Origin of the sequence: Agreia sp., assembly GCF_964263775.1 — a bacterium.
Lineage (GTDB): Bacteria > Actinomycetota > Actinomycetes > Actinomycetales > Microbacteriaceae > Agreia.
This window is the reverse complement of record NZ_CAXVWM010000156.1, coordinates 1-7,252: the sequence shown is the minus strand read 5'-3', so window position 1 is coordinate 7,252 and position 7,252 is coordinate 1. Positions and strand designations below refer to the sequence as shown.

Sequence of the window (7,252 nt, the reverse complement as noted above, 5' to 3'; positions counted from 1 at the left end):
TTTCGCGGTCTGCAGCCGAAGCTGCCACTCGCCGTCGACGACCTGAAGAGCAGCGGAATGCGGGGAGTCGCCGAGATCGAACTCGCCGCCTCGACCACCGGTCAGTAGGCGCCAGCGCAGCGCGGCGGAGTGTGTTGCCATCCACGTCTCGAGCGCAGGAACAGCATGGTCTACATGTTTCATCGACCCCGCCCCTTTCGTGATCGCTTCTAATCTCGCACGCAACGCGTGCGCGATGCATCAGATCATGAGACTTCGAGTCTCAGATCGATATCGATCGGGCGGCGCGAAACAGCGCTCCCCCGCACGAGTCAGTCAGCCTGATCTGCAATAGTCGTATCGGTACGTGATCGAAGGAGCGGGCGTGGGCGTTGTTCGAAAATGGGTTTTTCCGATCCTCCGCATCCTTCTCGTGGCAGTCATCGCCGTGGCCCTCGGCAAGCTCGCCTTCTTTCCCGACCGGGCCGAAGACGTGTCGGCGGTTCCCACCGGCGAGATCATCGAGCCGGTCATTCCCGTCGCTCTCGGCACGATCGTGAACGACGTCGTGGTGCAGGCGACCGTCTCGGCCGACCCGGCGGCTCCGCTCAAGTCGACTGCGGCCGGCACCGTCGACGAGATCTTCTTCCCGCAGGGCTCCACGGTGGCGGCGGGCGACACCGTCTTCGACGTCAAGGTCGAGATCGTTCGCGCGCCCGATGACACCATCGATGACGAGGGAAAGACGAAGCCGCCGATCTACCGCTACGAGCAGGTCATCGCGCCGGCGGCGGGCGTGCTCAGTTCGCTCGGCGTGATCTCAGGACAGGACGTGACCATCGGTATGGTCGCCGGTCAGATCGCGCCACCCACCTTCTCGGTTTCGGGGTCGCTGCAGGCCGAGCAGCGGTACCGGCTCGTCGACCAGCCGACGGATGCCTCGATCGCCATCACCGGAGGGCCGGCGGCGTTCACCTGCACGGGCCTCCGCATCACCACGCCCCTGGCCGGAAGCGAGGGCGGGGGAACGGGTGGCGACACCACCGGCGGAGCCGGAGCATCCGGAACCGGAACGGGCGGCGCAGGCGGCGGCTCGACCACGACCGTCAGCTGCCCCATTCCCACTGGGATCACCGTCTTCTCCGGCCTTGCCGCCCAGATGACCATCTCCGGAGGCAAGGCCGAGAACGTTCTCGTCGTGCCGACGACGGCCGTGCGCGGTGCTGCCCAGAGCGGCACCGTGTGGGTCTCGCTGGCCGACGGCAACACCGAGGAACGCGCCGTGGGCCTCGGCCTGAACGACGGATCACAGGTGGAGATCACGGGCGGCCTCGTCGAGGGCGACCAGATACTGCAGTTCGCCCCCGGCGCGCTGGCCGACCCGTCGGGCTGCCCGCCCGAAGCGATCGACTGCGTCTCGGTCTCCGCCCGGTGAGCCTGCTCGAGCTGCGCGACGTCACACGCACCGTGATGCCGCCCGACCAGCCGGCCCTGACCATCCTGAATGGCGTTGACCTCAGCGTCGAAGCGGGAGACCGGATCTCGATAGTCGGCCGCTCGGGATCGGGCAAATCGACGCTGCTCAACCTGCTCGGCCTGCTCGACATGCCCACGAGCGGTCTTCTGGCGTTCGACGGCAAACCGGTCAAGTCGTATTCGGGCGCGGCACGCGATCGGCTGCGCGGCGCGCAGATCGGCTTCGTGTTCCAGCAGTTCAACTTGCTGCCGGGACGCACGGCCCTCGAGAATGTCGCCATGCCTCTGCTCTACGCCGAGGGCAGGGCGTTCTGGCGTCGCAAGAAGCTCGCCGCCGAGATGCTCGACGAGGTCGGGCTCGGAAACCGTATGGACAGCATGCCCGACCGCCTCTCGGGCGGCGAGCAGCAACGCGTCGCCATCGCCCGTTCCCTCGTGCGCGGGCCCCGGCTCATCCTCGCCGACGAGCCCACGGGCGCCCTCGACCTCGACACCGGCAGCTCGGTGATGCAGCTCATCGACGACGTGGCAACCAGAACCGGCGCGGCCCTCGTGACCATCACCCACGACCCTGCCATAGCCGCGCGCGCCCGTGATCATTTGCGCCTCGACCGCGGGGTACTGACCCGCAGCCACGCCGCGCTGACTGAGACGCAGGAGGCAGCGTCGTGAATCGCGCATTCACCAGTCTCGTCGGAGCGGTGATCGAGGCCTGGCAGGAACTGCGCGTGCACCGCACCCGCGTGCTCCTGTCGCTCATCGGCGTGGCGGTGGCCGTCTGCTCCCTCACCACGGTGGTCGCCCTGGGCGGCATTGTTCAGCAGGCGAGCGAGGAACTGAGCGAGAGGCAGAGCGGGCGCCCCGCATCGCTCTACGTCTCGGCGGTCCGCAACGACGGCGCGGCGATCGATTCGACGACCATGGATGCGACGTGGGCCGAGACACTCACACGCTACGACATCACCTACGGCAGCCGGGTGGTGCAGACCACGCAGGCCGTGCCCTTCCCCACCGGGGTCGTCGACGTTCAGACCCAGGCCGTCGACCAGCCTTACGGCGAGATGCACCGCGTGCGCCTCACCGAGGGCGAGTGGTTCACGCCCAACGACGCCACGCTCCTCGCCCCCACCCTCGTCGTGAACCAGATCTTCTGGGAGCGGCTCGGCAGCCCCGACCTGCTCACGCACCCGACCGTCGAGCTGGGCGCGCAGGGCGGCAGCCCTGGCACGAACGCGGTGATCGTGGGCGTGTACCCGGCGGCGTCGTACGAGACCGAACCCGCGATGTTCATGCTCGCCGACCACCTCTCGGCGATGCAGGCGGCCCGGCCCTCGGCTGCCGTGCAGGATCCCCGCGCCGGATCCACGCAGTACGAGATGTGGGTGCCTCCCGCCATCTCCGACCAGCTGATGGAGATCGTGAAGCGCGACTTCTCGTCGGCGCTCGCAACTCCCGGCGGCGGCACCGACGGCATTCAGGTCGACGTCTATCGCCAGGACTACGCCCAGTACGGCGACGACCCCTTTCTCGTGACAAAGCTCGTCGTCGGCGGAATCGCCGTGCTCGTGCTGCTGCTCGGGGCACTCGGCCTGGTGAACATCGCGCTCGTGACAGTGAAGCAGCGGGTGCGGGAGATCGGTATTCGGCGAAGCTTCGGCGCGACGGCCGGCCGCGTGTTCTTCGCCGTGATGATGGAGAGCGTGGTCGCCACCATCGCCGCCGGGGCCGTGGGTGTGATCGCGGCGATTCTGCTCGTGCAGAACCCGTGGACCATGGAGCTCGTCGGTCAGGGCCTCGTCAGCGACTTCCCGGCCTTCCCAGCCGAGGCTGCGCTGCTCGGCCTTGTCGCGGCGACGGCGGTGGGTGCGCTGGCCGGCCTGCTGCCCGCGCTCGTGGCCGTGCGCGTGAAGGTGATCGACGCCATCCGGTACTGAGCAGGCCCGAGGAGCGCACCGAGCCGAATCGCTACCCCGCGGAACCGGCGAGCTTCCAGTGGTCGGCGATCAGCTGCAGCCCCTGCGAGAAAACATACGACCAGGTCGTGACATCGTGCGCGCTGCCCTCGGCCTCGAGGTACGTCGACGTCATTCCGGCGGCCTGCGCATCGGCGTAGATCGCCTTCACCTGAGGGAGGAACGCGGTGTCGTTCGACCCCACCCCGAACACGGCGAACGTGTCGGCATACGGCGCATGCTGTCGCATGATCGCGGCGGGATAAGCAGCCTCGTAGCGGGCAAGGCTGCCTCCGAATGCCGCGTCGGCGGTCTTCTGTGCGTCGCCGATACGCGGATACTCCTCGCCCGACGCGTCGAGGATCACGCCGAACAGGTTCGGAAAGCCGGCGCCGAGCTGAATCGAGCACGTGCCGCCCTGCGACAGTCCGCCGATTCCCCAGTAGTGCGGATCGTCGATCACGTTGAGGTTTGCCCTGATCCAGTTCGCCACGTCGATAGTCAGGTAGCTCTGCGAGTTGCCGAGCGACGAGTCGACGCACATGGGGTTGTCGGTCGGGTCGCCGAGCTGGTCGGGAGAGACCACGATCGGAGCGAGTCCATCGTGCCCCGCCGCGTAGGCGTCGAGCGCCTGCTGCAGTTTGTTCGTCACCAACGGGTCCTGCGGGCTGCCCGGCTGGCCCGACAACATGATGAGCACGGGCAGGTTCGGCGGATCGGCCGTGAGCGCGGCGGGCGGCAGGTACACGATTGCAGGCCGTGCCGCGAACCCCGACTCGGATGCCGGAATCGCGACGGCCGTCAGCGTTCCGGTCTTCGGCATGGTCGCCGGGGCCACCCAGTCGCCGATCGACGGCTGCGCCGCACGTGGTGCGGGCGACAACGCCGTCGTCGGCAGGGGCTGGGTCGACTCGTCGGGAATCGCGCTGATGCCGAGCACGCTGCGCACCGTGGGGTACTGCCCGAAGTCGACGTTCACGGCCGTGGCCGTCGCGATCGCGAACAGAACGAGCGCGAGCGCCGACGCGATCGCACGCATCCAGGATGCGCGTCGCAGCGCCACGAGCAGCGACACGATCGCGATTGCGGCGGCGGCGCAGCCCGCCGCAATCCATACCCGCACGACCTGGGTCAGGGCGGCTCCGAAAAGATCGAGACGATCTGACAGGAGCCAGGTCAGACCGAGACCGACGAGAGCACCGGCCGTGGCAGCGAGAGCCGCGTTTGCGAGCCAGCGCCCTCGCGTCCATCGCCCGTTGGGCCGCCTCACCACGAGCAGCACGACGGCCACGAGCGCCACCGCATAGACGACCGACACCACGGGGACCTGTGTGATGGCCAGGTCAAGAAGTCGATTCACGATGCACCTCCGGTATCGCCTTCGGCCTCAGATCACGCAGAAGCCTGCTCAGGTGCAGCACGGACAGTTGCGGCAGGTAGCACCGCCCGACGGCCGCACCCACCGCCGGCAGATCGGTGGTGTCGGGATAGATCAGCCAGAGCGGAACGAATTCTGGCTGGAACTTCTTCTTGAAGTTCAGCAGCGACCGAAAGCCATAGGCGGGCTCCAGCGACCGTCCGACATAGTCGAGCAGCTGGGCCACGACGCTCGCGCTCGCTTCCCGAGAAGACGACTCCGGTGCGGCATTCGCGAGCGGCGCCCCAGACAGGCTCAGCAGTTCCAACCCGTCGGCCTTGGCCTGCTCCACCGTGGCGGCGATCACGAACTCCATCGTTCCGTTCGCGGCATCGGGCCGGCGCCGCATGAAGTCGAGCGTGTAGCCCGAGACGCGCGGCGCCCGCCCGCCACCATCCGAACCGTAGAGCGGAAGCCAGCTGGTGACGGCCACGATCGAGCCCCCAGCATCGACGGCGAGCATGAGTCGTACCGACGGGTCGGCGAGTTCGTCGAGACCGCCGAGCGTGAAACCCATCTCCGGAAGGTTTTTCTCGGCGACCCACGCCTCCGAAATGGCCTGGATCTGAGCTTTTTGGGGCAACGACAGCTGCCTCCACGAAATCCAGCGCGCCACGACTCCGGCGCGCTCCGCCTTGTTCACGGCCGTGCGGATGTCCTGCCACTTCTTGCCGGTCGGATTCCAGTCGAGAGGGCGCAGAATGGCCTCTTCCGCGACCTTGAGACGCTGCCAGCGCAAGGCCGCGAATGAGTCGAGTGCGGCATCGTCGACCCCGTAGAACGTGGCCGTCCATCCCCGGTCGCCGCAGAAGCGCACGAACCGTTCCACGACCCGGGCGTCAGTGTAGGCCGGACCAAAGGGCCCACCCACGGCGACGGCCACGAAGCCCTGCACCCGGTAGGCCACGGCCGCATCGGTCTGCGGATCGAACCAAAACGAGTTACCGGGCCAGGTCGTCATGAACGACAGCGTGTGGCCGCCGCCGCGCTCGAGGATCGCCCGGGCGCGGAGTCGATCGTCGTCGTCGACGACGGAGTTGCGGCTGAAGATGAGAAGACAGGATGCGACGAGCACTGCGATCCAGAGGAGGGCCGGCGGCAACGACCACAGCACATAGGCCCACCGGGTCGCCGGAACGAAAGCGAGCCCGTCGGAGACCACGAACGTCGGTGGCACGAGACGCAGCGGCAGTGCGCGCAGAAGGTCGAGGGCATCGATCGCCGGCCTGAACTGCTCTCGGATGCTCAGCATTCCAACAAAAGACAGGACTGCGGCACCCGTAAGGGCACTCGCTGTAATTATCACGAACCGGCGTGCACTCGCGAGCGATGTGCGAACGTCGACATGCCGCCTCAGCGCGATCAGCAATGCGGCTCCGACCAGCGGCAGGATCGCACACAGCGCGCTGCCCGTCAGGGTCTGCCAGATGTAGGGGTCGACCGCCTGGTTGGACTCCTCGGCGACAATCGCCATGGTCTCCGGCTGGATCACGACGAAAACGGCCACCATCACGGCCGACATCAGCAGAAAGAGGCCTACGGCCAGCCATAGAGCTGCACGCCGGCCGCGCAGAATTCCCCACGCGGCGACGACCCCTACTGCGACCGGCAAGAGGGCCAGGAGGGCGGCACGCGGATGATCGACATCGACCGCCAGCAGGCCGTAGATCGAGAGGAGTCCGCTGCCCGAACCGATCAGCGCGGCCACGACCGGACCGAGCGTGCTCAGGGCGACGACGGCGGCCAGCAGGGCTCGGATCTCGTGGTGCGAACTTCGCACCAGCCTGAACCCCGACCGCGAACCGCCGAGCACGAACCCCAGCACAAGCCCGACCGGCACCGCGACGAGCGAGTAGAAGTCGCCTGCTCCACCCGAGTAGAGAAAGAAGGTCACGGCGAAGAACGACGCGCCCAGGCGCATCCGGCGACGCCACAGGGCCGACGCGAACGAACTCGCGGCCGTGGCGGCGCAGATCACCCCCGTCGCCGGCGACAGGGCGTCGATCGAGGGTGCGTTCAACGGCAGGAATCCGAGGTAGGTGCTCTCGACCCAGCTCAGCGCGAAGCCGATGAGACCGGATGCGGCGCTGCCGCCGACGTAGACGATGACGGTGCGCCAACTACCCATAAGCCGCTCAGCGGCGCCGACGACGACCACGATGAAGGGAACGACGAAGACCAATGCGCCTCCCCCGTCGACCGCGAGGAACGCCGTGATGAGACCCCACCACCGGTGATGCCGGAAGACGTCGTCCTGGCCCGTGGCCAGGAGCTGCCACCCCCAGTCGTAGGTGCTGGAGGCGAAGCCGACGATGCTCAGCACGATCACCACGACGCAGCACAGCACTGTCACGGGGCGGCGAAGCATCCAACGAACAACGAGCACGATTACCTCAGATCACGGCGCTTCACAGCACAGCGCTGCCGA

Annotated in this window: 5 protein-coding genes; 3 read left to right on the top strand and 2 right to left on the bottom strand. The window is 67.6% G+C overall.

Annotation, left to right across the window (positions count from 1 at the left end):
* The first annotated feature begins 364 nt into the window (after nt 1-364).
* Genes ACE5CZ_RS11665 through ACE5CZ_RS11655 form a run of 3 tightly spaced genes read left to right on the top strand, consistent with a single transcriptional unit; the run spans nt 365 to nt 3,389 of the window.
* Complete coding sequence (locus tag ACE5CZ_RS11665) at nt 365-1,414, top strand: hypothetical protein (protein ID WP_374947499.1); 1,050 nt, start codon at nt 365-367, stop codon at nt 1,412-1,414.
* Nucleotides 1,411-2,127: an ABC transporter ATP-binding protein gene (locus ACE5CZ_RS11660; RefSeq protein ID WP_374947498.1), complete on the top strand. Its 717-nt coding sequence runs from the start codon at nt 1,411-1,413 to the stop codon at nt 2,125-2,127. The genes ACE5CZ_RS11665 and ACE5CZ_RS11660 overlap by 4 nt, the downstream gene beginning before the upstream one ends.
* Nucleotides 2,124-3,389 carry an ABC transporter permease gene (locus tag ACE5CZ_RS11655; protein WP_374947497.1) on the top strand — a complete coding sequence of 422 codons (1,266 nt, stop codon included), beginning with the start codon at nt 2,124-2,126 and terminating at the stop codon, nt 3,387-3,389. Before ACE5CZ_RS11660 ends, ACE5CZ_RS11655 begins: the two co-directional genes overlap by 4 nt.
* Nucleotides 3,390-3,420: 31 nt before the next feature.
* On the opposite strand, the gene ACE5CZ_RS11650 is transcribed toward ACE5CZ_RS11655, so the two are convergent.
* Both ACE5CZ_RS11650 and ACE5CZ_RS11645 read right to left on the bottom strand, forming a co-directional pair.
* Nucleotides 3,421-4,767, bottom strand: coding sequence for an alpha/beta hydrolase (locus tag ACE5CZ_RS11650; protein ID WP_374947496.1), 1,347 nt, complete (start codon nt 4,765-4,767; stop codon nt 3,421-3,423).
* Nucleotides 4,751-7,210 (bottom strand): bifunctional lysylphosphatidylglycerol flippase/synthetase MprF, encoded by a 2,460-nt coding sequence (locus tag ACE5CZ_RS11645; RefSeq protein ID WP_374947495.1) that lies wholly within the window; start codon nt 7,208-7,210, stop codon nt 4,751-4,753. The genes ACE5CZ_RS11650 and ACE5CZ_RS11645 overlap by 17 nt, the downstream gene beginning before the upstream one ends.
* Nucleotides 7,211-7,252 lie beyond the last annotated feature (42 nt).